This window comes from Streptomyces sp. NPDC019443 (assembly GCF_044389785.1).
Taxonomy (GTDB): domain Bacteria; phylum Actinomycetota; class Actinomycetes; order Streptomycetales; family Streptomycetaceae; genus Streptomyces.
Window position 1 is genome coordinate 15,173 of sequence record NZ_JBIRYJ010000005.1, and the last position, 24,461, is coordinate 39,633.

Genomic DNA, 24,461 nt, shown 5'->3' on the forward strand with positions numbered 1-24,461 from the left:
CCAGGTAGCATGGTCACCACGGCAGACGAGCCGGGCGGACGGCCGCGTGGAGATCTTCTGGATCTCCTCGAGGAACGTCCGGGCTCCACAGGGCAAGGTGGTGGGTAACGCCCACCCGGGGTGACCCGCGGGACAGTGCCACAGAAAACAGACCGCCGGGGACTTCGGTCCTCGGTAAGGGTGAAACGGTGGTGTAAGAGACCACCAGCGCCTGGGGTGACCCAGGCGGCTAGGTAAACCCCACCTGGAGCAAGGTCAAGAGGGGTCGCGGTAGAACGCGGCCCTGCGCGGACGTTCGAGGGCTGCCCGCCCGAGTCCGCGGGTAGACCGCACGAGGCCGGCGGCAACGTCGGTCCTAGATGGATGGCCGTCTCCCCGGCCGCCGCGAGGCGACCGGGTGACAGAACCCGGCGTACAGCCCGACTCGTCTGCCGCTTGCATTTCTGCAGGTCAGGATGCGTTTTCTGGAGCGGCTGGATCGGTGGATCCGCCCCTCACCCGATCCCCTGACCCGAATCGGGCGGACTTCTTCTCGCACGTGGGTGCGGCCCAGTTCTGGCCCAGTCCTGTCCGAACGGTCCGTGGCAGCGGGGGCCGACCGATCCCGATGACCTGCGCCGATTTGGCTCTCGCCGGCCCCGATGGCGTTGGTTCCTGCGTCGCGGCACAGCGCGCCCCGGTGGCGTACAGGGGGAGTCGCGGGTCTCGCATTCAGAGAATCGACGTTGGATCAGATGACAATGAAAACGATTGTCGATAGCGTGTCTTCGCGTCAAGGCGGACCGTCCCGGACGGGTACCGCCGACGCGTCATGCGTCCAACCCGCGTTCTGAGAAGAGGAAGCCGTGGCCCACCTGCTGATGGTCGAGAGCTGGGTCGGATCGATGAGCAGACTGCTGCCACGAGCGATCCGCGAGGGCGGGCACGAGTTCACCTTCCTCACCCGTGACCTGCACCACTACCTGCGCTCCGCCCCTGAGGGCACCGCACACCCACTGCTCGCGGCGCACAACGTGCTGACCGCCGACACCAACGACATCGAGGCACTGCTGCCCTTCGTCGAACGCGCCCACCGAGCGCTGCGCTTCGACGGGGTGATCACCTCCTGCGACTACTACCTTCCGACGGCCGCGGGGATCGCCGGCCGCCTGGGGCTGCCGGGCCCCGCTGCCGCGGCAGTCGAGAACGCCTGCCGCAAGGACGCGACCCGCCGTGTCCTGGCCGACGCCGGAGTGCCGGGGCCGCGCTTCGCGGTCTGCGCGGACTGGGCCGAGGCCGCCGATGCGGCACGGGGGATCGGCTACCCGCTCGTGCTCAAGCCCGTGGATCTGTGCGCCGGGATGTTCGTACGACGCGTCGACGACGAGTCGGAGCTGGCTCGCGCCTACAGGGCGCTCGCGGACTTCCCCGTCAACGCGCGAGGCCAGCGCCGCGAGCCCGTAGTCCTGCTCGAAGAGCTCCTTCACGGTCCCGAAGTCAGCGTCGAGACCGTGTCGTTCGCCGGTGCCTCACACGTGATCGGGGTGACCGACAAGAGCGTCGGCGGGGCGCCGGCCTTCATCGAGACAGGACACATGTTCCCCGCGGCACTCGCCGCCGCTGACGCCGAGGCCGCCGCGGAGACAGCACTTCGAGCACTGAAGGCCCTCGGCCTGGACGGGCTCGTGGCACACACCGAGATCAAACTGACAGCCGACGGGCCACGTGTGGTCGAGGTCAACCCCCGCCCCGCCGGCAACCGCATCACCGAACTCATCCGTCACGTGACGGGGATCGACCTCGCCGCGGCCTGCGTCGACGTGGCCCTCGGCCGCGAACCGGACCTGCGCCGACGAGCCACCGGTCTGCGCAGTGCCGCCATCGGGTTTTTGGTGCCGGACACCGAGGGAGTGCTGGAGTCCGTCGACGGCGCCGACGACGTGCGCACGGCGGCGGGACTGCTGGAGCTCCAGCTCGCCGAGCCGGGCAAAGTCGTCAAGGCAGCAGGCAGCAACAACGAGTACCTGGGCCACGTCATGGCCGGCGACGCCGAGGGCCTCGGGGGCCGCGACCGAGTCGAGACGCTGCTCTCGGCGCTCTGTCCCAAGGTGGTCGGCCGATGACCACCATCACCGGCACGGATGCCACCGCCGCCTCGTACGACGAACTCGTCGAACGGGTGCTCCGCGGTGGCTTCGGACCCGACCCGAGGACTCAGCGGATCGCCGTGGCGTTCACCACGCGCCAGGCCGTACGGCACGACGGGCGCAGCGGCGGCTACCGCAACGAAGTGCTGAGCCTGCGTCTGGCAGAGTTCGTGGGCTCCTGCGCGGTCGAGCCCGGTGGACTCCCTGACAGTGCGGTCGACGACTGCGTCGGCGCGGACGTCGCCCGGCTGTTGGAGCACGAACTTCTGCCGGTACGGGTGGCCGCACTGGACGCCTATCTGATGCACGTCCTCCCCCATGCACTCGCGAGCGGTGCACGGCCCTGTCCACTGCCCGCCGGGAGTTCTCTGGAGAAGTCCCGGGCGCGGGCCAAGGCCGTCGTTGGCCTGCTCGATGTCCACCCGGGACACACGGTGCTCGTCGTGGGCGTGGTCAACTCGCTGCTGGAGGCGCTGCGCGCCCGTGGTCTGGCGTACATACCCTGCGACCTCAAGGGCGGCACCACGGAGTGGGGCGAGCCGGTACGCACCGACGCACTGCCGGAACTGGAGCGCTGTGACGCGGTCCTCGCCTCCGGCATGACGCTCGGCAACGGCAGCTTCGAGCCGCTGCGCAAGCACGCACTGCTGCACGGCAAGCCGCTGGTGATGTTCGCCCAGACCGGAAGCGCCGTGCTGCCGCGCCTCATCGGCGCCGGAGTCAGCGCAGTATGCGCCGAGCCGTATCCCTTCTTCTGGCTCGACGGCGGGCCCGGGACCATCCACCGATACGGCAGCGGTGAGCGCTCCGGAGCCGCCCTGTGACCACGGCCGTCCTCAGCCCCGCGGGCAACCCCGCACTGCTCTCCCTGCTCGGACGGACCCCCCTCGCCCGCATCACCGTCGACCTGCCCTGCCCGCAGCCCGGCTTCTGGGCCAAGCTGGAAGGTCTCGGCGTCGGCGGCATGAAGGCGCGAGCAGCCGTATCCATGCTGCTCGGGGCCAAGGAGCGCGGGGAACTGCGGCCGGGCGCCCCGGTGGTGGAGTCCACCTCCGGAACACTCGGTATCGGGCTGGCCTTCGCCGGTCAGGCCCTGGGGCATCCGATCGTGCTGGTCGGCGACACGGAGCTGGAGCCGTCGATGCGACAGCTGCTGCGCGCATACGGCGCCAGGCTGGAGCTGGTCGACCGCCCGGCGGCCGAGGGCGGATGGCAGGCCGCCCGGCTGGGCCGGTTGCGCGAACTGCTGTCGAAGCTGCCGGACGCCTACTGGCCCGACCAGTACAACAACCCCGACAACATCGTCGGTTACGCCTCCCTCGCTGCCGAGCTCGCCGCTCAGCTGGACCACCTCGACGTGCTGGTGTGCAGTGTGGGCACCGGGGGCCACAGTGCCGGTGTGGTCGGACCGCTGCGGCGGCACTGGCCGGGGCTCCGGCTGATCGGGGTGGACGCCACCGGCTCGACGATCTTCGGCCAGCCCGCCAGGCCCCGCCTGATGCGCGGCCTGGGCAGCAGCATCCATCCACGCAACGTCGCCTACGGCGCCTTCGACGAGGTCCATTGGGTCGGCCCGTCCGAGGCCGCGGACGCCTGCCGAAGGCTCGCTGTCGGCAACTTCGTCAGCGGCGGCTGGAGCACCGGAGCCGTAGCCCTTGTGGCGGCGTGGGCCGCTCGCGTCCACCCGGGAGCCGTCGTCGCCACCGTCTTCCCCGACGGACCGCATCGCTACCTCGGCACCGTCTACGACGACGACTTCGCCGCCACCCACGGGCTCGACCCGGCCACCGCGGCCAGGCGCCCCGTCGAGATCCCTCATCCGCGGGCCGTGGAGGCCACCGGCTGGGCCCGGTGCCGGGCCGTCACCGACCCGCTGGACAGCCGAACCACACGTCTGGAAGAGAGTCCGTGAAGGTCAGTCAGCGCACCGTGCACCTCGAACTCGCCGAGCCGCTGCGCATATCCCGCTCGACGATGGCGGCCCGCGACGCCGTCTGGCTGTTCATCGAATACGAAGGGCAGCTCGGCCGCGGAGAGGCCGTCACCAGCGTGTACTACGGCCTCGACGCACGCACCATCGTGCGGCTTCTGAATGAAGTGGCCCTGGATCTGGCCCGGTTCGGGGATCCCGAGACCGCCCTGGGAGCCCTGCGTACCGGCGCGCTGCCGACGAACGGCATGCCTCCCGCCGTGACCGCTGCCGTCGAATCGGCGCTGCTCGACCTGGCCGGCAAGCGTGCCGGGGTCCCGGTCCACCAGCTCCTCGGCGCCCCCGACGCGCCCTCCGCGGCGACAGCCCGCACCATCGGCATCACGCCGCCGGGGCAGGCCGAAGCCCAGGCCGGACGCCTCGTACGGGACGGTTTCTCGGTTCTCAAGATCAAGGCCGGTGTCCCGGACCCCGAGGACGACCTGAAGCGTGTACGGGCCGTGCGTGCCGCGGCTCCCCACGCTCGGCTGCTCCTGGACCCCAATGGAGCCTGGACCGTCTCCACGACGGAGAGGCTGCTGCCCCGCCTCGCGGAGCTGGGAATCGAGGCCGTGGAGCAGCCGATCGCACCCGGTGACCCCGAGGCGCTGGCGGACCTCGCCGAACGCTCGCCGCTGCCGGTCATCGCCGACGAGGACGCCATCGGTTACGAGGACGCCCGCCGTCTCGCCGGGCGGGTACAGGGCATCAACGTCAAGCTCGCCAAGTGCGGCGGCGTCACCGCGGCACTGCGGATCGCCGAACTGATCGCCGGCACCGGTACCGAGCTGATGCTCGGCTGTCTGACCGCCAGCACGCTCGGCATCGCCCCCGCAGTACATCTCGCCGACCGCGCCCGGTGGATCGACCTCGACGGGCATCTGCTGCTCGCCCACGACCCGTGGACCGGCATCGGCGGCGCCGACGGCATCGTAGGGACGAGCCTGCGCCCGGGGCTTGGCGTGCACGCGCGCACCAAGGGGGATCTCGGGTGAAGACGTGGCACGAGATACGCGGCTTCCCCCTCGCGATACGGCTCCTCCTGGTCAACCAGCTTGGCGTCAACACCGGTTTCTACCTGCTCATCCCGTACCTCGCCGTGCATCTGAGCGAGGACCTCGGGCTGTCGGCCGCTGTCGTCGGCATCGTGCTCGGCGTACGCAACCTCAGCCAGCAGGGCCTGTTCCTCATCGGCGGATCGGCATCGGACCGGCTGGGAGCGCGCGGAGTCATCATCGCCGGATGCGCGCTGCGCACCGTCGGCTTCGGGCTCTTCGCACTCGGCGACGGACTGACGGTGCTGATGGCCGCCTCCGTGCTCAGCGGCCTGGCCGGGGCGCTGTTCAACCCGGCCGTACGCGCGTATCTCGCCCAGGAGGCAGGGGAGCGCAAGGCCGAGGCGTTCGCCCTGTTCAACGTCTTCGCGACCACCGGCGCCCTGATAGGGCCGCTGCTCGGCAGCGCCCTGCTGCTGGTCGACTTCCGTGCCTCCGCGCTCACCGCGGCCGGGATCTTCGCGGTGCTCACGATCGCTCAGGCCATGGTGCTTCCGGCCCGCGAGGTCACACCGTCCGCGAACAGCGTCCTCGGGGACTGGCGAGAGGTGATCGGCAACCGCGGCTTCGTGGCGTTCGCCGTTGCCATGGTCGGCATGTTCACCATGGAGAACCAGCTGTATCTGCTGCTGCCCAACGGCGCGCGCCGGGCCACCGGCTGGGACGGCGCGGCCGGCATCGTCTTCCTCGTCGGCACCCTCACCAACCTCTGGCTGCAACTGCGCATCACGCGGGCGCTGAAGAGCCGGGGCAGCCGGGCGAGATGGATCAGCGCGGGGCTCACGCTGATGGGGCTGGCCTTCATACCGCCGATGACGGTGGCGGGGGCCGGGACAGCGCACGGCGGCGTCGGCGACGCGGTGCTCGGCGCGCTGCCTGTCCTGGCCGGGGCGCTGCTGCTCTACCTGGGCGTCATGATCGCCCAGCCTTTCGTCATGGAGCTGATCCCCCGCTTCGGCCGCCCGGAACTCACCGGCACGTACTTCGGGCTGTTCTACGTGGTCTCGGGCATCGCCGCGGCCGTGGGCAACACGGTCGTCGGCTGGGCCATGGACGCCGGTGAGCGCGCGGGGGCGCAGTGGCTGCCCTGGGCGTGCTGCCTGGCCTTCGGACTCGCTTCCGCCTCCGGCGTCGCCTGGCTGCACCGCCGGCGAGTGCTTCCCGCCCAAGTGGCGCCCGTACCGGTGCCGGTGTGAGGAGGCAGAGATGAGAAGCGCAAACCTGCTGACCGACAACCCGGCCCTGTACGAGGCCCGTTTCCCCGACGAGGCACGGCTGGCGGGGCGCTGGGCGGAGGACTGTCTGCGGCGGTACGGGGCCGGTCCGCGGGTCCTGGACATCGGCTGCGGCACCGGCCGTGACGCCGCGTATCTGCATGGGGCCGGCCGCATGGTCGTCGGCGCGGATCTGTCCGAGGCGATGCTGGAGCACGCCCGCGTGCACCACCCCGGTCCGGAGTACGTGCAGGCAGACCTGCGCGGATTCAACCTCGCAGAAAGGTCCTTCGACGCCGTCGTGTGCCTGGACAGCGCCCTGTTGTACTGCCACACCAACGACGAACTCGACGGCTTCCTGGGCTCCTGCCGCCGCTCTCTGGCGCCCGGCGGGCTGCTCGTCGCGGAGATGCGCAACGGGGCCTTCTTCCTCGGCCGTACCGAACTGCTCGTCACCTCGTCCGTCAATGAATTGAGCTGGCAGGGCATCACCTACCGGTCCACCACGACGCTGCGCGTCGACCGGACCGCGCAACTGCTGTGCCGCACCCGTGTATGGACCGCCGACGACGGATCGCCGCCCGTCGAGCAGCGCTCCGCGTGGCGGCTGCTCTTCCCCCAGGAGTTGCGCCATCTCCTCGCCGTTCACGGCTTCGAGGTGCTCGCGCTGTACGACGGGCCCGGTCCTCGTACGGAGCCGCCGTGGCGTGAGGGCGATCTGCCGGCCGCTACGGCCGATGCCGACCGGCTCCATCTCGTCGCCCGTCCGAGGCACTCCAACTGACCCCCGCCCCCCCCACACGCCGATATCCGCTCGCACTGCAAGGACACCTTCATGAACGACGTCCCCGTCAACGACTCCCGCTTCCCCGGCCTGCGCCGCCGGGGCTTCCTCGCCGCAGCCTCAGGCGCGGCCGGACTCGGCGCGCTCGCCCTCGCCGGCTGCGCCGGCTCCGGAACCGCCGCCGACCCCGCCAAGGGCGACGGCAAGCCCAAGCGCGGCGGACGGCTGCGCGCCGCCTTCGCCGGTGGCGGTGCGAGCGAGACCCTCGACCCGCACCTGGCCAACCTCTTCGCCGATGCCGCCCGTGCCAAGGCCCTCTTCGACAAGCTCGCCGACTACGGACCCGATCTCTCCGCGCAGCCCCGGCTCGCCTCGGCATGGGAACCGAACGCGGGCCTGGACCGCTGGAAGGTCACCCTGCGCAAGGCCGCCTTCCACAACGGCAAGCCGGTGACCGCCCAGGACGTCCTCTACAGCTACCGCCGCATCGCCGACCCGGCGAAGGCATTCCGGGCCAAGGCATCGCTGGAGCCCATCGACCTGAAGGCCAGCCGCGCTCTGGACGAGCGGACCATCGAGTTCGTTCTCAAGCGCCCGACCGCCGAATTCCCCAACGTGCTCGCCGCGTTCGGCGCGTACATCGTCCCCGACGGGCTCAAGGACTTCGACAAGAAGCCGGTCGGCAGCGGCCCGTTCCGCTTTGTGTCCTTCGCTCCCGGCAAGTCCGCCGTCTTCAAGCGCAACGACGCCTACTGGGACGGCGCTCCCTACCTCGACGAGCTGGAGTTCGTCGTCGCCAACGAGGAATCGGCACGCGCCAACGCCCTGCTCGGCGGGCAGGTCGAGTACGCCCACGAGCTCAACCCCGCCACCGCCCGCGCCCACGAGAACAAGGGGCAGATCCAGATCGTCCGGCTCCAGGGCAGCGCCATGCAGGGCTTCGTCATGAAGACCGACCGGCCGCCGTTCGACGACAAGCGGGTGCGCGAGGCGTTCTTCCTGATCGCCGACCGCAAGGAACTGGTCGACGGCGCCCTGTCCGGCGCGGGCGAGATCGGCAACGACCTGTTCGGCAAGGGCTACGAGTACTACGCCGGAAGCCTGCCGCAGCGCGAACAGGACCTCGACCGGGCCCGCAAGCTGCTGAAGGAGGCCGGCGCCGAGAAGCTCAGGGTCACCCTCGATACCTCCCCCGTCGCCGCCGGATTCACCGAGGCCGCGGCGATATTCCGTGACCAGGCGGCCAAGGCCGGAGTGAGAATCGAGATCAGGACCGGCAGCAAGGACAGCTACTGGAAGGACATCCTCGACTCCGGGACCCTGGCCTCCTACCGCTCCGGCGCCATGCCCATCGAGTCCCACATCTCCCAGCGCCTGCTCACGGGGTCGACCACCAACGCAACCCACTGGCGGCACAAGGACTTCGACGCCCTGTACCAGCAGGCACAGTCCACCAAGGACAAGAAGGACCGCACCGCTGTCTACGAGCGCATGCAGCGCCGCCTGCACGCCGAGGGCGGCTTCCTGATCTGGGGCTTCGCCGACTGGATCCTCGGCACCGCCCGCAGTGTCCGCGGCGTCGAGCAGAAGGCACCCGCCAACTCCCTCGACTGGGCGCGCTTCGACAAGGTCTGGCTGGCGTGAGCGGACTACGCTCCTGGGCCGCCCGGCGGCTGCTGCTCGGCGTGGCGCAGACGGCAGCCGTCGTACTGCTCGTCTTCGTCCTCACCGAGGCGCTGCCCGGCGACGCCGCCGTGGCGCTCGCCGGCGACCAGCCCGACCCGGAGCGGATCACGGCCATCCGCGAGGCGATGCACCTGGACCGGCCGGCGTACGAACGCCTGGCGGACTGGGCGGCAGGGCTGCTGCACGCGGACTTCGGCACGTCGCTGGCCTCGGGGCGGCCCGTCAGCACCTACATCGCCGACGGATTCGGGCCGACCGTGCTGCTCGCCGTGCTGACGATGGTGCTGCTGGTGCCGGTCGGAGTCGGCCTCGGTGTGCTGGCGGCCCGCCATGAGGGTCGGCTCGCGGACCGGCTCGTCAGTTCGGTGACGCTCGGTGTGTACGCGGTCCCGGAGTTCGCCTTCGGCGTACTGCTGGTCACCGTGTTCGCCCTGCGTCTTGGCTGGCTGCCGCCGACCGCTGTCGGATACGGCACCGATCTGCTCGCCCACCCCGCGGTGCTGGTCCTCCCCGTCCTCGTCCTGCTGTCCCGGCCGGTGTGCTCACTGGCCCGCCTGGTACGGGCCGGCATGATCGACGCGCTGGCCTCGCCGTACGCCGCCCACGCCCGCCGCTACGGCATCTCCGGCGCCCGCGTCCGGTACGCCCACGCGCTGCCCAACGCCATCGCGCCTGCCGCCCAGCAACTCGCCCGGACGATCGACTGGTTGCTGTGCGGGGTCATCGTCGTCGAGGCCCTGTACGTGATCCCCGGGCTCGGAACGGTGCTGATGAACGCTGTCGCGGAACGCGACATCCCCGTGGTCCAGGGCCTCGCGGTGGTCTTCGGACTGACCACCGTCGTCCTCAACCTCGGCGCCGACCTGGTCGCCCACCGCTTCGCGCCGCGGGCGGGGGTGGCTGCATGAGGCAACGCGTCACGCTCGGTGCGCTGATCGTCGGCGTACCGCTGGCCCTCGCCCTGCTCGGACCGCTGTTCGCCGGAGCCCCTGGCCCACGGGCCGCCTCCTTCACCCTCGGCGGCGAACACTGGCTCGGCACCGACTTCGTCGGACGGGACGTCTGGCGGCAAGTGCTGCTCGGCGGACGGTCCGTGGTCCTCGTCGCCCTGGCCGCGACGGCCCTGGCCTATCTGGTGGCCCTGCCACTCGGGCTCATCAGCGCGCTCACCCGCCGGACTTGGCTCGAAGAGCTGCTGATGCGGCCCTTGGACGTGCTGCTCGCCGTGCCGTCGCTGCTGATGATCCTGCTGGTCGCCGCCGTCTTCTCGCCAGGGGCGGTGGGCCTTTCACTGCTGGTCGCCGTGGTGAACATCCCGGACGCCGCGCGGATTGTCCGCGCGGCCGCGGCCGAGTCGGCCTCACGCCCGGCCGTCGAGGCTCTGCGCATGCAGGGGGAGACCTGGTGGCGCATGGCCGTCGGCTACGTCGGCAGATCGATCGCGCGCACACTCGCCGCCGACGCGGGCGTACGGCTGACAGGCGTGCTCTACCTCGTGGCCACGGCGGCCTTCCTCGGCGTCGGAATCGCGCCGGACGCCTCCGACTGGGCGGTGATGGTGGACCGCAACCGTACGGGGCTGTTCGTACAGCCCTGGGCCGTGGTGGTGCCTGCCCTGCTGATCGTCGCCCTGACCATGGGGAGCAACCTGCTCTTCGACGCCCTACTGGAAAAGCCTCACCGGAAGAGAGGAAACGGGCGTGAACACGGTCGCTGAGGTCACGGACCTACGAGTCGAGATCGGCGGCCGGCCGATCGTCGACGGAGTCAGCTTTCAGGTCCGGCCCGGGAAGGTCACCGCGCTCGTCGGCGCGTCCGGCAGCGGCAAGACGACCACGGGCCTCGCGCTGCTCGGCGAGTACCCGGCGGGTGCCCGGGTGACCGGAGACGTACGCGTATCCAACCGCCTCGTCGGATACGTACCCCAGCACCCCGGCGCCGTCCTCAACCCCGCACGCCGGGTCGGCGCACTGCTCCGGGACATCGCGCGCGACCAAGTGCGGAGCCTGCCCAGGCGCGAGCGCCGGGCCGCCGCCCGGACGCGCATCCTGCACGCCCTCTCCGTCGCGCAGCTCCCCGAGGGAGAGGCTCTGCTTCGCCGCCGTCCGCACCAGCTCTCGGGTGGCCAGCAGCAGCGCTTCGCCCTGGCACAGGCACTGCTGCTCGGTGCCGGGGTGGTGGTCGCGGACGAGCCGACCACGGGGCAGGACGTGCTGACGAAGCGGCGCATCGTCGACCAGCTCGCGGCGGTCGCCCGGCAGGGCATCGCCGTGGTCCTGCTGAGCCACGACCTGGACGTCGTCCGGGCCCTCGCCGACGAGGTTCTGGTCATGCGCGGCGGCCGAGTGGTGGAAGCGGCTCCCGCGGAGCAGCTGTGGCTCGCACCGCGGCATCCCTGGACCGCCGAACTCCTGGGGGCAGAAGGGAAGACGGGTGACAGCCCGCCCACGCGTGCAGGACATGCGGCACTCCAGGTACGTGACCTCACGGCGCGGCACCGCGACGGCGCCCGCAGCACCGCGGAGGCGGTGCGCGTCCCCGAACTCACCCTCCGCGCCGGCGAGTGCCTGGCCGTCGTCGGGCGCTCCGGCAGCGGCAAAACCACGCTCGCCCGCTGCCTGGCCGGACTCCACCGGGACTACGCAGGCGATGTCCTGCTCGACGGCACCCCGCTCCCGCGCAGCCTGCGCGCCCGGACCCGTGAGCAACTGGCCGCGGTTCAGTACGTCTTCCAGGACGCGAAGGCCGCGTTCGACGAACATCGCCCGGTTCTGGACCAGGTGGCTCGCACCGCGGTCCGGCTGCGCGGAGCGGATCCGCGAGTGGCTCTGACCGAGGCCCTGGACACCCTGACCGGCCTCGGCCTGACGGAGGCGCTGGTACGTCGCAGGCCGGGCCTCCTCTCCGGTGGCGAACTCCAACGGACCGCGCTCGCACGGGCCCTGCTCGCCCGGCCACGGGTGCTGATCTGCGACGAGATCACCTCCGGACTCGACACGGTCACCCGACGCAGCATCCTGAACACGCTCGCCGGCCTGCTGCGCGACCGACCCGAACTGGCCTTGGTCCTGATTACCCACGATCTCGACGCGGCAGCGGCCGCAGCTCGGATCGCCGTTCTGGAAGCCGGTGAGCTCATCGAGCAGGGACCGGCGCAGCAGGTGCTCGACTTGGCGCATTCGCCGGTCAACCACTCCAGTTTTCGTACTGGTTGTGTGGGGCAGGGACCGGTCTGGCCTGGCTGACGCTGATGAACGGGATGACGCCGTCGTTGACGGGGTCTTTGGTCCGTTGGCTGGTGTAGGTGCCGGTGACTTCGAGCCAGGTGTCGGGTTGCAGGACGGCGGGAATCTGTCCGGACAGGCCGATCTTGACGGGTTGGGCGTCGGCAGCGCAGCAGTTGAGGACCATGCGGGTGAGGTAGGGGGCGCCGCTGCGGTCGAGGGTGATGAAGCCGGTAACTCTGATCCGCCGGTCGCCGAGGGAGCGTCCGTGGTCGTAGACCGCGCGGCCGGCGTAGTCGACGACGCTGAGCCGGAGGGGGTCGCTGGCGGAGAGGGTGGGGAAGCCCCAGGGTGGTTGCAGGGCCGTGCCGGTGCGCATGGCGCTGTAGGAGCCAAGTGCGGGTGGGGCGGCCAGGATGAGAGCGAGCAGGGGCAGGACGAGGAGCCAGGAGACGCGTGGTTCGCGGTGGGCATGGCTGCTCTGGTCGTGGCGCCCACGCTCGGGCCGGCTCTCCTTGGTCGCGCGCGGCCGTAGTTCGTACCAGACGGTGGCGATGGCCGCGACGATCAGGACGATGCCGGCCACGAGCAGCAACGGGCGCAACCCGGCCTTGACGTAGCGCAGGTAGAGATCGGTGAAGCCGGCGTGCAACACCGCCCCGCCGACGAGGAACAGCACGGCTGCTTGCGCCTGCCGGTTCACAGCAGGACCGCCCCGACCAGGGCCGACATGAGGACGGCCAGGGTGAAGGTGGCGGGGGCGAACCGCAGCGCGAACCCCCGGCCGAACGTGGCGGCCTGCATGGCGAACAGTTTCAGGTCGATCACCGGTCCGACGACGAGGAATGCCAGCCGGGCGGTGAGCGAGAACTGGGACAGGGACGCGGCCACGAACGCGTCGGCCTCGGAGCAGATCGACAACAGCACCGCGAGGATCGCCAGGGCGAGGACCGACACCACAGGGTTACCGGCAGCGGTGTGCAGCCAGCTTGCCGGTACCACGGCTTTGAGGGTGGCCGCGGCCATCGCGCCGACGACGAGGAAACCGCCGGCGTGCATCACGTCGTGCCGTACGGACCCCCAGAACGCCGCCCCCTTGCTGAGGCCGTCCGACGACGGATGATCCGGTGGGCGCAGCCAGTCGGTGCGGCCCAGCCGCTGCCACAACCAACCCATCGCGCACGCCACGAGCAGACTCGCCACGAACCGGGCGAGGACCATCTCGGGGTTGCGGGGAAACGCGACAGCGGTGGCGGTCAGCACGATCGGATTGATCGCCGGGGCGGACAGGAGGAACGCCAACGCTGCCGCGGGGGTGACGCCCCGGCGCACCAGCGCACCGGCCACCGGCACGGAGGCGCACTCACAGCCGGGGAGGACCGCCCCGGCCATCCCGGCCACCGGCACCGCGAGGGCGGGCTGTCTCGGCAGCGCGCGGGCGAAAAACGATGGTGGGACGAACACCGCGATGATCGCCGACAGCAGCACACCGAGCACGAGGAAGGGCAGGGCCTGGACGAACACCGCGACGAACACGGTCATCCAGCTCTGCATCACCGGCGCGGACAACGCCCGGCGGATCGGCCCCTGCAGCGCAACCACCACAAGCAGCAGCATGGTCAGGACAAGGGATGAGTTGAACTGCCAGCCCTCCGGATCGTCCGCGTCACGGTGGTCAACCCGAGTCGGGGCTGCCTTGGTGGTGGTCACGGGTGAGGTACCTCCGGCAATGGCAGGGCTTCGTGGAGTGGTTCCCGTCCACCTTCAGTACGCCGGTTCGGGCTCGGCTTCTCATTCTTGAGTGGGGGTTCGGCTCCACTTTGAGCTACCAGTTCTTCGTGCGATCATCCAGTGGAGTGGGCGGCGCCGATCAGTGCCCGCCTGGGCGGATCACTCCGCCGACCCCTCCAGCGAGCGCTCAGCGACACCACCCAGGTGCGCCTCGAAGACCTCCGACGCGTACGGCGTGAGCGTGCGCAGGGCCACCATCGCCGTGATGATCACGTCGCACAGCTCCGACTCGACGTCCTGCCAGCTGTGCGTATGGCCCTTCCGCGGGTTCTGGCCCGTCGCGCCGATGATGGCCTGGGCGACCTCGCCGACCTCTTCCGACAGCTTCAACATCCGCAGCAGCGTCTCCTGTTGGGGCGGCAGGTCGCTCTCCGCGTCGAGCCAGGCGTGCAGGCGGCCTACCGTGTCCCAGATGGGGTCCATGGTGGTGTCCAGGGTGTGTTCCATGCGGGAAGCCTGCCATGTGCGGTGCAGGGATGGAGGGCCTCTTCCGGGCCGCCCTCGCGCCCGGCGCCACCATGTCCGAAGACGGCAGTGATCGTCACCTCGACGGCTGGACCGACCGCGAGATCTTCTCGTCGCGCGGGCACATGGAGGTCGAGTCGCAGTCCGCCGACGGGCTGAGCCCGGTCGGCCGGTACCGCAACGACACCTGGGGTGAGATGCGTACCGCCTGGAAGTTCATCGTCGAAGGCGGGAAGGCCGGCCGCTTCGAGACCGGGCAGGCCTAAGGGCTTCTCCGCCGATTGCGTATCGGTGAAAAGGGAATTGCGCACGGCGCCGGCGCCGACTCGCTGCGTCTGGGGCCTATGCGTTGCGTTTGACTTCTATATGCGTACATGTCTACGTTGGATTCAGATTGAACGATATATTCGTCTTCATTTCTGGCGAGAAGACGAACAATCTCAACATCCCGATCGACGACCACGTGGTCGTTCGGTTGTCCGACGGACGGATGCACCGCCGCGGGGTCTGCTGTACTCAGCAGCCCAGGCGGGCCCGATGCCGCGCATGTCAGCGTGTGAGTCGGCGATGGCAACTCCCGCCATATCCAAGGCCGATGTACCGGACCCCTTCGCGAACGCATCATCGCCCGGCGCCGACGTCACCGTGGCCGTGCAGGGCTCGGGCCCGTCTACGCTCCCGGGAAGGGAAAGCATCATGCGGGTAACGACATCCAGGACTTTCCGGCTGCTCGCCGGTCTGTTCGCTGCTCTGACTCTGACCTTGGGCGGAGCCGGCGTAGCCAGTGCCACCAGCACGTCCAACCCGGTTTCGTCGGGCTATTGCGACTATTACTGGGACGGTCGCTCCTACGTCTACTGGTGCCATGACAACCGCGGGAACCGCGACTTCCGCGACAACCGCTTCGACCACCGCGACTTCCGCGACAACCGCTTCGACAATCGCTTCGATAATCGCTTCAACGACGGTGTCCGCATCATTGTGACGCTACAAGGCTGACGGCGAATCACTTCGGCAAAGCCAGTCGGCCTCCTTCCTAGGCGGCCCGGAACCTTCCTAGGCGGCCCGGAATGTGCGGCGGTACGCGGCGGGGGTTGTGGCCAGTGCGCGGTGGAAGTGCTGGCGCAGGCTGTCCGCGCTGCCCAGGCCGCTTCGCTGGGCCACCGTGTCCACCGGCAGGTCCGTCGTCTCCAGCAGTTCGCGCGCCCGCCCGAGACGCTGCTGGTTGAGCCACTTCAGCGGGGTCACACCGACCTCCAGCGCGAAGTGGCGGCCGAACGTACGCGTACTCATCCCGGCCCGTGACGCCAACTCCGCGATCGTGAGCGGCCGGTGGAGCCTCGCCACCGCCCAGTCCAGCACCGGCGCGAGGCCCTCTGCCCGCGGCGGCGCAGGGGTGCGTGGCGGGGCGTACTGCGTCTGGTCGCCCTCCCGGTGCGGGGCCACCACCATCCGGCGGCCGACCTCCGCCGCCGCTGCCGTGCCGTAGTCGCCGCGCACGATGTGCAGGCACAGGTCGATCGCGGCTGCGGTACCCGCGCTGGTGAGGATCGAGCCGTCGTCGACGTACAGGGAACGGTCGTCGACCCGCACATACGGATAGCGACGGCGCAGCTCCTCCGCGTACATCCAGTGGGTCGCCGCCGTACGGCCGTCCAGCAGACCCGCCGCGGCCAGCACGAACGCGCCCGAGCAGAGCGAAGCGATCCGCGCCCCGCGGGCGTGCGCCTCGCGCAGGGCGTCGAGGAGCGCGGCGGGCGGCTCGTAGCCGTTCATCATGCAGGCCGGGACCACGATCAGATCCGCCTCGCGCAGGCCGTCGAGGCCGTGCTCGGCGGCCAGTTGCAGACCGCCGGGCGCGCGCTGTGCGCCGCCGGGGGCGGTGGCGCACAGCACCAGGTCGTACCCCTCGCCCGCGAACACCGCGCACGGCACGGCCAGCTCGAACAGGGAGGTCTCCTCCAGCAGGGTCACCGCCACACGAAGTGCCATGGCGTAAATCTAGGGGAAGCTGACGTTTACGCCAATGGTGCGGCGAATCCGCAGGTCGGATGGTGGGTCCATGGCTACCAACCCACTCACCGAGTCTCGTCGGCTGGCGGTCGCCGGTGTCTCGGCGATCGGCGTGACCTTCGGCTTCGCGCGCTACGGATACGGACTCTTCCTCCCCGAGCTGCGGGACGAATTCGGCCTCTCCGTCTCCCTGGTCGGGCTCATCGGCAGCGCCACCTACGCGGGATATCTCGCCGCATTGCTGCTGGTCGGCGCCCTTGTCGCGCGCTTCGGGCCGCGGCCCCCGGTGCTCGCCGGCGGGCTGTCCGCGGCCGTCGGCATGGGGCTGGTCGCGCTCGCCCGGGGGCCCGTGCTGCTGGTCACCGGGCTGATCCTGGCCGGTACGAGTTCCGGCTGGGCCTGGGCCCCGTACTCCGACGCGGTCGACCGGATGGTTCCGGTAGGGCGGCGTGAGCAGGTCATGGGCACGATCGCCGGCGGCACGGCCTTCGCGGTCGTCGTCGCGGGACCGCTCGCGCTGCTCGCGCGCGGCACCGGCTGGCGGTACGCATGGCTGGTCTTCGCGCTCGCCGCGCTGGCGGCGAGCGCGTACAACGCCCGTGTCCTGCCCGGGGGTTCGGGCAGGAAGGCCAGGACGTCAGGGCGGCCGGGCTACCGCCGAAGCGCGCTGCCGCTGCTGCTCACCGCCGTGCTGTACGGCCTCGTCGGCGCCGTCTACTGGTCCTTCGCCGTGGAAGCGGTCACCGGCGCCGCCGGCACCGGCTCCGCCACCGCGCCGCTGTTCTGGTCCCTGATGGGACTGGCCGGCACCGCGGGCGCCCTGACCGGTCATGCAATCGCCCGCTACGGCCTGCGCCGCGTCCACGCCGCGCTGTTCGCCGGCATCGCCGCCGCGGTCGCCCTGCTCGGCGCCGCTCCCGGCTCGCTCCCCGCGGTCGCCGTCTCCGCGCTGCTGTACGGGCCGTGCTTCATGGCCGGGTCCGGGGTCCTCGCGGTGTGGAGCTACCGGGTCTTCCCCGAGCGGCCATCCGCCGGGTTCACCGTCACCGTCTTCTTCCTGGGACTCGGGACGATCGCCGGGCCCGCGCTGCTCGGTGCCTACGCCGAAGTGCACGGTCTGCGCGCCGCGTTCCTCGTCACGGCGGCGGTCGCGGTCCTTGCCTTGGCGTGCGCGCCAACTCGTAGCGTGCGCGCACATGGACGCCATCGGCAACAGCACTGGGAACAGGACACTGGGACTTCACAGCGGGATCGAGGTCAGCGCCCTCGGCTTCGGATGCCGGGCGATCGGCGGTGAGTGGCAGGATGCCGCGGGCAACCCGCTGAGGTGGGGCGCGGTGGACGACGAGGACAAGGCCCCCCGCACCCCCCAACCTCACCCCGGCCGATGTACGGCATCCCCGTCGCCATCACCGTCGCGAACTGCACATTCGCCTCCAGCGGCAGCTCCGCCATATGGAGCACCGTCCGCGCCACATCCCCTGCGTCCATCACCGGTTCCACCACCACCTCACCGTTCGCCTGCAGGATCCCCGCCCGCATGCGCTGCGTCATCTCCGTCGCCGCGTTGCCGATGTCGATCTGGCCGCACGCGATCCGGTACGCCCTCCCGTCCAGTGACAGAGACTTCGTCAGGCCCGTCATCGCGTGCTTCGTCGACGTGTACGGCGCCGAGTGCGGGCGGGGCACATGCGCCGAGATCGAGCCGTTGTTGATGATCCGGCCGCCCTGGGGGGACTGGTCCTTCATCATGCGGAAGGCCGCCTGCGCGCACAGGAAAGCGCCTGTCAGATTGACGTCCACCACCGAGCGCCAGTCCTCGTAGGAGATGTCCTCGAAGGGGACCCGGGGGCCCGACGTTCCCGCGTTGTTGAACAGCAGGCCAACACCGCCGTGGCGTTCGCGCACGGTGGCAAACAGCGTGGTGACATCCGCAGGTGACGTCACATCAGTGGGGACGCACAGCACATCCCCACCCGACAGCGACGCCGTCTCATCCAGTGCCTCGGCGCGTCGGCCCGCCAGGGCCACCGACCAGCCCGCCCCCGCCAGCGTCAGCGCCACGCTCCGGCCGATGCCCGAGCCCGCTCCCGTCACCACGGCAATCTTCGCACCTGCGTTCATGGACGCGCAGCGTAGTCGCCTACTTGTACCCGGAACTCATCCGACCGACACGCGGATGTTGTGTACTCGACAACGCAGAGTCGTCGGCCCCCACTCCAATGCGAAGGGACAACAGTCGTCTGGGGAGGGGCACATGAGACCCGCACCGCACGCACCCGAGCTCCGCGCTGCCGCCCGGCACATCGGCCGCCGCCGGTTTCTCACCGTCACCGCCGCCGCCGCCGCACTCGCTTTCGCCGTCAATCTGCCCGGCACCGCCCGCGCCGCCGAGCTCGACGCCAAGAAGATCACCGAGGACCCCTTCACGCTCGGTGTCGCCTCCGGAGACCCGCAGCCCGGTTCCGTACTGCTGTGGACCCGCCTCGCGACCCGCCCCTACGAGCCCGACAGCGGACTGCCCCGCGCCAAGGTCCCGTTGCTCTGGGAGCTCGCCCACGACTCCCGCTTCAGCCGTATCGCCAGACGCGGATCCGTCATCGCCCACCCGGAGTTCCACCACAGCGTCCACGTCGAAGTCACCGGCCTCGGCAACGACCGCCCCTACTACTACCGCTTCCGCGCCGGGAACTGGATCAGCCCGACGGGGCGCACCAAGACCGCGCCCGCCCGGGCCGCGCGGATCAGTGAGCTGAAGCTCGCCGCCGTGTCCTGCCAGGCGTACCACGACGGCTACTTCACCGCGTACAAGCACCTCGCAGAAGAGGACCTCGACGCCGTCTTCCACCTCGGCGACTATCTGTACGAGTACGCCGTGAACGCCGTCGGCGGCGCCCGGAAGTACACCGACCGGGTCCTCCCCGCCCACTTCAACCGCGAGACCGTCACGCTCGAGGACTACCGGATGCGTTACGGCCTCTACAAGTCGGACCCCGACCTCAAGGCCGCGCACGCCGCGCACCCCTACGTCCTCACCTGGGACGACCACGAGACCGAGAACAACTACGCGGGCGACATCCCCGAGAACAACGTCCCGCCGGAGGAGTTCCTGCTGCGCAGGGCCGCCGCCTACCGCGCGTACTGGGAGAACCAGCCGCTGCGCAGGCCTCAGCGGCCCGAAGGCTCCGACATGCAGCTGTACCGCAGGCTGCACTTCGGGCGGCTCGCGCAGTTCGACATCCTCGACACCCGCCAGTACCGCTCCGACCAGGCGTACGGCGACGGCTGGCAGGTCCCGGGACCGGACTCCGACGACCCGTCGCGCACCCTGACCGGCGCGACCCAGGAGCGCTGGCTGCTGGGCGGCTGGAAGAGCTCCCGCGCCCGCTGGAACGTGGTGCCGCAGCAGGTCACCTTTGCGCAGCGGCGCGACGTCCCGACCACGCCGTACAAGGTGAGCATGGACGCCTGGGACGGGTACGCGGCCTCGCGCGGACGCGTTCTGGACGGCGCCGCGGCGGCCGGCATCGAGAACCTGATGGTCCTCACCGGCGATGTGCACCGCGGCTACGCGTACGACCTGAGGCGGGACTTCAACGATTCCGGCTCGCCCGTCGTCGGCACCGAGATCGTCGCCACCTCCATCTCCAGCGGCAAGGACGGCGAGGAGCGGCCCGCCAACTACGACACCCTCAGGGCCGCCAATCCGCACATGAAGTTCTACAACGGCCGCCGCGGCTATGTGACCGTCACCCTCGGCGAGCAGCAGGCGCGCGCCGACTTCAAGACGGTCAGCGCCGTCACGACGCCGGGCGCGCCGATCATCACGGCCGCGTCGTTCGTGACCGAGGCCGGCGACCCGGGGCTCAAGCCTGTGTGACCCATTCGCCCGGGTAGCGGACGCCGACGCGGTCCCGTACCGCGTCGAGCGTCCGCATCACGCCGAGGCTGCCGTTGGGGTCCCCCATGCCGAAGGCCAGGGGAGGTACCAGCGGCGACTCCGTCTCGCCCGCCCGCAGACATCGCATCGCCTCGGCCGCCTCGTGCTGGAGGCTGTCGCGCCGCCCCTCCGACGCCGTCACGGGGGTGCCCGCCGTGACCGAGCGGGACAGCAGCGCCGTCGCCCCGGCCCCGCCTCGAAAAAAGGTCTCGACCACTCCGGACGAGCTGAGAGCATAGGGAGGGATTCAAAGACATGGAGACGCAATGCCGAAGCCGGACAGCGGCCAGACCAGCACAGAAGGACACATACCAGCCGCCGATGACCCGGCTCTCGTGACGTCGGCAGGCCCCGCACCTGTTGCGGCGGCCGACCCGGCACCCCTGGCGGCGGCCGACCCAGCACCTTTGGCAGCCGCCGACCCGGCACCTTTGGCGGCGGCGCGCCGCGTCGGCTTTTTGGTCACCCTCGTCCTGGGCGGCCTCACCGCCCTGCCGCCGCTCTCCATGGACATGTACCTCCCGGCGCTGCCCGCGGTCACCAAGTCGCTCGGCTCGCCCGCCGCGACCGTCCAGCTCACGCTGACCGCGTGCCTGGCGGGCATGGCGCTCGGCCAGCTCGTCGTCGGCCCGATGAGCGACCGATGGGGACGTCGCCGCCCGCTGCTCATCGGCATGATCGTGTACGTCGCCGCCACCGCGATCTGCGCGCTGGCCCCCACCGCCGAGCTGCTGATCGGCTTCCGGCTGCTGCAGGGACTCGCGGGCGCGGCCGGCATCGTCATCGCGCGGGCCGTGGTCCGTGATCTGTACGACGGCGTGGAGATGGCCCGGTTCTTCTCCACGCTGATGCTCATCTCCGGCGTCGCGCCGATCATCGCGCCGCTGATCGGCGGACAGGTGCTGCGGATCACCGACTGGCGCGGCATCTTCGTCGTTCTCACCGGCGTCGGCATCGTGCTCACGCTCGTGGTGGCGAAGTGGCTGCACGAGACGCTGCCGCGGGAGAAGCGGCACAGCGGCGGCGTCGGCGGGGCCCTGCGCACCATGCGCGGACTGCTGTCCGACCGGGTCTTCACCGGCTACACGCTCACCGGCGGGCTCTCCTTCGCCGCGCTCTTCGCGTACATCTCCGCGTCGCCGTTCGTCGTCCAGGAGATCTATGGCGCATCGCCACAGACCTTCAGCCTGCTCTTCGGGGTCAACTCCATCGGTCTGATCGCCGTCGGCCAGATCAACGGCAAGGTGCTGGTGGGCCGGGTCAGTCTGGACAAGGCGCTCGCCTTCGGGCTCGGCGTGATCACGCTGGCCGCGACCGCGCTGCTGCTGATGACGGCGGGGGTGTTCGGGAAGGTGGGCCTGCTTCCGGTCGCTGCCGGTCTCTTCGTGCTGATGTCCGCGATGGGTCTGGCCATGCCGAACACCAACGCCCTGGCCCTGATGCGCACCCCGCACGCCGCGGGCTCCGCGTCCGCGCTGATCGGCACGTCCTCGTTCCTCATCGGGGCGGTCGCCTCACCGCTCGTCGGGATCGCGGGCGAGGCAACGGCCGTCCCGATGGCAGTGGTCCAACTGACCTGCGCGCTGGCCGCGATGGGCTGCTTCATCGGGCTGTGCCGTCCCTGGCAGCGGCGCGCCGAGGCTCTCTGACACGGGCTCTCAGGGGCCCCTCTCGGGCCTCTCACGGACCTCTTACGGGTCCCGGCTACCGCTCGCGGCGCGGGTAACCGATCAGATGCAGCCGGTCCTTCGTGTCCGTCCAGCTGAAGATCCCCACCCCCGCGGTCTCCGCGCCCGGCAGCCGCACATTGGGGCCCAGCGCCTGGGGCACCGCGGTGGCCAGATCCAGCTCGATCGGGGCGCCGCCGCCGGCCAGCGCGTCCGCCGGGCTGCGAGCGCTCGTCGCTCCGTACGCCGTGCCGGAGTCGGTCACCGTCGTCAGGGTCAGCGGCTTCGATCCATCCGACTGCTCGAAGCAGTACGCCTTGCGCTGCTCCAGGTCGAAGGCCAGATTCCCGGCGACCAGATAGTTGCCCTCGGGCGCGAGCACCGCCTGCGGATACTCGCCCGGCTCGATCGCGGGCTTGTGGCAGCGCACCTGCACCAGCGGCTTTCCGGCGGCCGTGTCGTGCACCGCCCAGATGTCGTACGTACCGGCGTCCCTGCTGCCCTTCGCGGGCTGCCACTTGGCCAGTACATAGCCGGGGGCGACCGAGGTCGGAACGCCGGACGCGGGGTCGGTGCGGGCCGGGGCCACGTTCCGGCTGTACCAGCCGCCGCGGACCCAGAAGCCCGGGTCGCCGCTCAGCAGCAGGCCCTTGTCGGTGACCCCGCGGACCTCGGTGAGGCGGCGGCAGCCCGTACAGCCTCTGGGATGGCCGAGAGCGGTCTCCGGCACCTGCGTGACCTCGCCCGAGACCGGGTCGACGACCGCGCTCCTGGTGCGGCCGTCGCTGATGAGGACGCCGGGGCCGATGCCGGAGACGGTCGGCGCGGCGGGCCACGGGACCTCGACCCGCTGCCGGGTGCCGTCCGCGACGTCGTACAGATCGAGCGCGACGAAGGTGTCCGCCGTCGTCAGCGCGTCCTCGCCCGCCTTGCCGTACGACCAGGTCACGAAGTACTCGCGGCCGTCCTTGGCGACGGACAGCAGGCGCGGGAACTGGTCGGCGGACTCGGGCGGATGCCAGGGCGGTCCCGTCCAGCCGGGCCTGCCGGTCGCGGCGTTCAGGGTGCGCAGCCGGAACCGTTCGTCGTCGACCCGCTCCAGATAGCCGATGCGGCCGCTGTCCTGCGCGATCGCGTACCGCGGGGGCGCGTTGAAGATCTCCGCGTGGGAGATCTCCCAGCCCTGCGAGGTGTCGTACGCGGACGGGACGGTGAGCCGGGTCAGGGGCGCCGCGCTGTGCCGGGCAGGCTCGCGGGGCTTGTCGTCGGCGGCCCGGCCGCCCTCGCCGCCGCACATGCTCAGCAGGAGGAGCAGCGCCAGCACGAGCACCCCGGCCACCAGGGACACGCGCACGACCCTCTGTCTCATGGTCCCCCCGTGAGCGGTGCGCCACGTTCCGTGTGCGGCGAGGGCCGTCAGCGTAGCAACAGCCGTCGCCCCGCCAGGAGTTCGATTCCGTCGCTGTCCCGTCCCGGTTCCGTGCCTAGAATTTGTCGGTGAACGCCACCCACCCCACCGCGGAAGTCCTGCGCAGCGCCCTGGCCGCGCAGCTGGCCGACCTGCCGCCCACGCAGGCGGCGCAGGCCGTCGAGCGGCTGATCGCCAACTATCGGGGGACCACCCCGACCGACGCGCCCGTGCTGCGGGACCGCTCCGATGTCGCCGCGTACGCCGCGTACCGGATGCCCGCGACCTTCGAGGCGGTACGGTCCTCGCTCGCCGCTCTGCGGGCCGCGGCCCCCGAGTGGGCCCCGGCCACGCACACGGACATCGGCGGCGGGACGGGCGCGGCGAGCTGGGCGGTCGCGGAGGCCTGGGAGGAGGACGCCCCGCGCACGACCGTGCTGGACTGGGCCGAGCCCGCGCTGGCGCTGGGCCGTGAACTGGCCGTCGCATCGGGGGTGCCCGCGCTGCGCGCGGCCCAGTGGCAGCGAGCGCGGATCAGCGCGGCGCTCCGTATCGAGAGCACTGACCTCGTCACTGTGTCGTACGTCCTCAAGGAGCTCACCGCCAAGGACCGCGCGGCCGTCGTCAGGGAGGCGGCCCGCGCCGCCCAGGCCGTTGTGATCGTCGAACCCGGCACCCCCGACGGCTACGCCCGCGTGATCGAGGCCCGCGACCGCCTGATCGAGGCGGGCCTGACGGTCGCCGCGCCCTGCCCGCACAGCGCCGCCTGCCCCATCGAGCCCGGCTCGGACTGGTGCCACTTCGCGGCCCGGGTCAGCCGCTCCTCGCTGCACCGCCAGGTGAAGGGCGGCTCACTGCCGTACGAGGACGAGAAGTTCAGCTATGTCGCGGCGGTCCGCTTCCCGGCCACACCGGCCCCCGCCCGGGTTACCCGCAAGCCCCAGATCCGCAAGGGCCTGGTCCTGCTCGACCTGTGTACAAAGCCGCAGGAACTCCGCCGCGAAACGGTGGCCAAGCGCCACGGCCCGCTGTACAAGGCGGCACGGGACACGGAATGGGGCGACGCGTGGCCGCGGGACGCCTCCGGCGGCTGACCGGCGACTTATCACCTACGAGACG

21 protein-coding genes, 1 other RNA gene and 2 pseudogenes are annotated in these 24,461 nt (G+C 70.8%); 17 read left to right on the plus strand and 7 right to left on the minus strand.

The annotated features are described in order from the left end of the window. Positions 1-26: 26 nt before the first annotated feature. From rnpB to ACH492_RS17470, 11 genes are all read left to right on the plus strand, one after another. Positions 27-431, plus strand: an RNA gene (gene rnpB, locus ACH492_RS17420) — RNase P RNA component class A. Positions 432-845: 414 nt separating this feature from the next. Beyond that, a complete protein-coding gene (locus ACH492_RS17425; RefSeq protein ID WP_398987417.1) occupies positions 846-2,102 on the plus strand; it encodes an ATP-grasp domain-containing protein in 1,257 nt (418 codons plus the stop codon). Continuing rightward, entirely contained in the window at positions 2,099-2,950 is an 852-nt protein-coding gene (locus tag ACH492_RS17430; protein WP_398987419.1) for a Rossmann-like domain-containing protein, read from the plus strand. Before ACH492_RS17425 ends, ACH492_RS17430 begins: the two co-directional genes overlap by 4 nt. Further along, positions 2,947-4,038 carry a PLP-dependent cysteine synthase family protein gene (locus tag ACH492_RS17435; RefSeq protein WP_398987421.1) on the plus strand — a complete coding sequence of 364 codons (1,092 nt, stop codon included), beginning with the start codon at positions 2,947-2,949 and terminating at the stop codon, positions 4,036-4,038. The genes ACH492_RS17430 and ACH492_RS17435 overlap by 4 nt, the downstream gene beginning before the upstream one ends. Then, positions 4,035-5,090: a dipeptide epimerase gene (locus ACH492_RS17440; RefSeq protein WP_398987423.1), complete on the plus strand. Its 1,056-nt coding sequence runs from the start codon at positions 4,035-4,037 to the stop codon at positions 5,088-5,090. The genes ACH492_RS17435 and ACH492_RS17440 overlap by 4 nt, the downstream gene beginning before the upstream one ends. Further along, the gene (locus ACH492_RS17445) at positions 5,087-6,346 is read left to right on the plus strand and encodes an MFS transporter (RefSeq protein WP_398987424.1); all 1,260 of its coding nucleotides are present in this window, start codon (positions 5,087-5,089) and stop codon (positions 6,344-6,346) included. The genes ACH492_RS17440 and ACH492_RS17445 overlap by 4 nt, the downstream gene beginning before the upstream one ends. Before the next feature lie 10 nt (positions 6,347-6,356). Beyond that, positions 6,357-7,148, plus strand: a complete 792-nt coding sequence (locus tag ACH492_RS17450; RefSeq protein ID WP_398987426.1) for a class I SAM-dependent DNA methyltransferase — start codon at positions 6,357-6,359, stop codon at positions 7,146-7,148. Positions 7,149-7,199: 51 nt separating this feature from the next. Further along, positions 7,200-8,792 carry an ABC transporter substrate-binding protein gene (locus ACH492_RS17455; RefSeq protein ID WP_398987429.1) on the plus strand — a complete coding sequence of 531 codons (1,593 nt, stop codon included), beginning with the start codon at positions 7,200-7,202 and terminating at the stop codon, positions 8,790-8,792. After that, on the plus strand, positions 8,789-9,742 hold the full coding sequence (locus tag ACH492_RS17460; protein ID WP_398987431.1) for an ABC transporter permease: 954 nt from the start codon (positions 8,789-8,791) through the stop codon (positions 9,740-9,742). The genes ACH492_RS17455 and ACH492_RS17460 overlap by 4 nt, the downstream gene beginning before the upstream one ends. Further along, positions 9,739-10,551, plus strand: coding sequence for an ABC transporter permease (locus tag ACH492_RS17465; RefSeq protein WP_398987433.1), 813 nt, complete (start codon positions 9,739-9,741; stop codon positions 10,549-10,551). Before ACH492_RS17460 ends, ACH492_RS17465 begins: the two co-directional genes overlap by 4 nt. After that, positions 10,535-12,079, plus strand: coding sequence for an ABC transporter ATP-binding protein (locus ACH492_RS17470; protein WP_398987435.1), 1,545 nt, complete (start codon positions 10,535-10,537; stop codon positions 12,077-12,079). The genes ACH492_RS17465 and ACH492_RS17470 overlap by 17 nt, the downstream gene beginning before the upstream one ends. Here ACH492_RS17470 and ACH492_RS17475 read toward each other — a convergent pair. From ACH492_RS17475 to ACH492_RS17485, 3 genes are all read right to left on the minus strand, one after another. Then, complete coding sequence (locus ACH492_RS17475) at positions 12,021-12,761, minus strand: TIGR03943 family putative permease subunit (protein ID WP_398987437.1); 741 nt, start codon at positions 12,759-12,761, stop codon at positions 12,021-12,023. The genes ACH492_RS17470 and ACH492_RS17475 overlap by 59 nt on opposite strands. Further along, a complete protein-coding gene (locus ACH492_RS17480; RefSeq protein WP_398987439.1) occupies positions 12,758-13,768 on the minus strand; it encodes a permease in 1,011 nt (336 codons plus the stop codon). Before ACH492_RS17480 ends, ACH492_RS17475 begins: the two co-directional genes overlap by 4 nt. 180 nt (positions 13,769-13,948) lie before the next feature. Beyond that, positions 13,949-14,296, minus strand: a complete 348-nt coding sequence (locus ACH492_RS17485; protein ID WP_398987441.1) for a MazG-like family protein — start codon at positions 14,294-14,296, stop codon at positions 13,949-13,951. Positions 14,297-14,310: 14 nt separating this feature from the next. Between ACH492_RS17485 and ACH492_RS17490 the strand changes: the two genes are divergently transcribed. Together ACH492_RS17490 and ACH492_RS17495 are read left to right on the plus strand one after the other, a co-directional pair. Beyond that, entirely contained in the window at positions 14,311-14,580 is a 270-nt protein-coding gene (locus ACH492_RS17490) for a nuclear transport factor 2 family protein (RefSeq protein ID WP_398987443.1), read from the plus strand. Between the two features lie 301 nt (positions 14,581-14,881). Beyond that, complete coding sequence (locus ACH492_RS17495) at positions 14,882-15,313, plus strand: hypothetical protein (RefSeq protein ID WP_398987445.1); 432 nt, start codon at positions 14,882-14,884, stop codon at positions 15,311-15,313. Between the two features lie 57 nt (positions 15,314-15,370). Here the strand turns inward: ACH492_RS17495 and ACH492_RS17500 are convergent, their stop codons facing one another. Continuing rightward, the gene (locus ACH492_RS17500) at positions 15,371-16,306 is read right to left on the minus strand and encodes a GlxA family transcriptional regulator (RefSeq protein ID WP_398987446.1); all 936 of its coding nucleotides are present in this window, start codon (positions 16,304-16,306) and stop codon (positions 15,371-15,373) included. Between the two features lie 70 nt (positions 16,307-16,376). On the opposite strand from ACH492_RS17500, the gene ACH492_RS17505 reads away from it, so the two are divergent. Further along, entirely contained in the window at positions 16,377-17,624 is a 1,248-nt protein-coding gene (locus ACH492_RS17505) for an MFS transporter (RefSeq protein WP_398987448.1), read from the plus strand. 80 nt (positions 17,625-17,704) lie between these two features. Here the strand turns inward: ACH492_RS17505 and ACH492_RS17510 are convergent. Next, positions 17,705-18,451: pseudogene (locus ACH492_RS17510) on the minus strand (SDR family oxidoreductase); the annotation flags it as partial. Positions 18,452-18,584: 133 nt separating this feature from the next. On the opposite strand from ACH492_RS17510, the gene ACH492_RS17515 reads away from it, so the two are divergent. After that, a complete protein-coding gene (locus ACH492_RS17515) occupies positions 18,585-20,207 on the plus strand; it encodes an alkaline phosphatase D family protein (protein WP_398987450.1) in 1,623 nt (540 codons plus the stop codon). On the opposite strand, the pseudogene ACH492_RS17520 reads toward ACH492_RS17515, so the two are convergent. Then, a pseudogene (locus tag ACH492_RS17520) lies at positions 20,194-20,400 on the minus strand (hypothetical protein); the annotation flags it as partial. The gene ACH492_RS17515 and the pseudogene ACH492_RS17520 sit on opposite strands and share 14 nt — an antisense overlap. Before the next feature lie 133 nt (positions 20,401-20,533). On the opposite strand from ACH492_RS17520, the gene ACH492_RS17525 reads away from it, so the two are divergent. Further along, on the plus strand, positions 20,534-21,916 hold the full coding sequence (locus ACH492_RS17525; RefSeq protein WP_398987452.1) for a multidrug effflux MFS transporter: 1,383 nt from the start codon (positions 20,534-20,536) through the stop codon (positions 21,914-21,916). 55 nt (positions 21,917-21,971) lie between these two features. Here ACH492_RS17525 and ACH492_RS17530 read toward each other — a convergent pair whose 3' ends face one another. Further along, entirely contained in the window at positions 21,972-23,303 is a 1,332-nt protein-coding gene (locus ACH492_RS17530) for a hypothetical protein (RefSeq protein ID WP_398987455.1), read from the minus strand. A 128-nt stretch (positions 23,304-23,431) separates the two neighbouring features. On the opposite strand from ACH492_RS17530, the gene ACH492_RS17535 reads away from it, so the two are divergent. Then, the gene (locus ACH492_RS17535) at positions 23,432-24,436 is read left to right on the plus strand and encodes a small ribosomal subunit Rsm22 family protein (RefSeq protein WP_398987457.1); all 1,005 of its coding nucleotides are present in this window, start codon (positions 23,432-23,434) and stop codon (positions 24,434-24,436) included. Positions 24,437-24,461 lie beyond the last annotated feature (25 nt).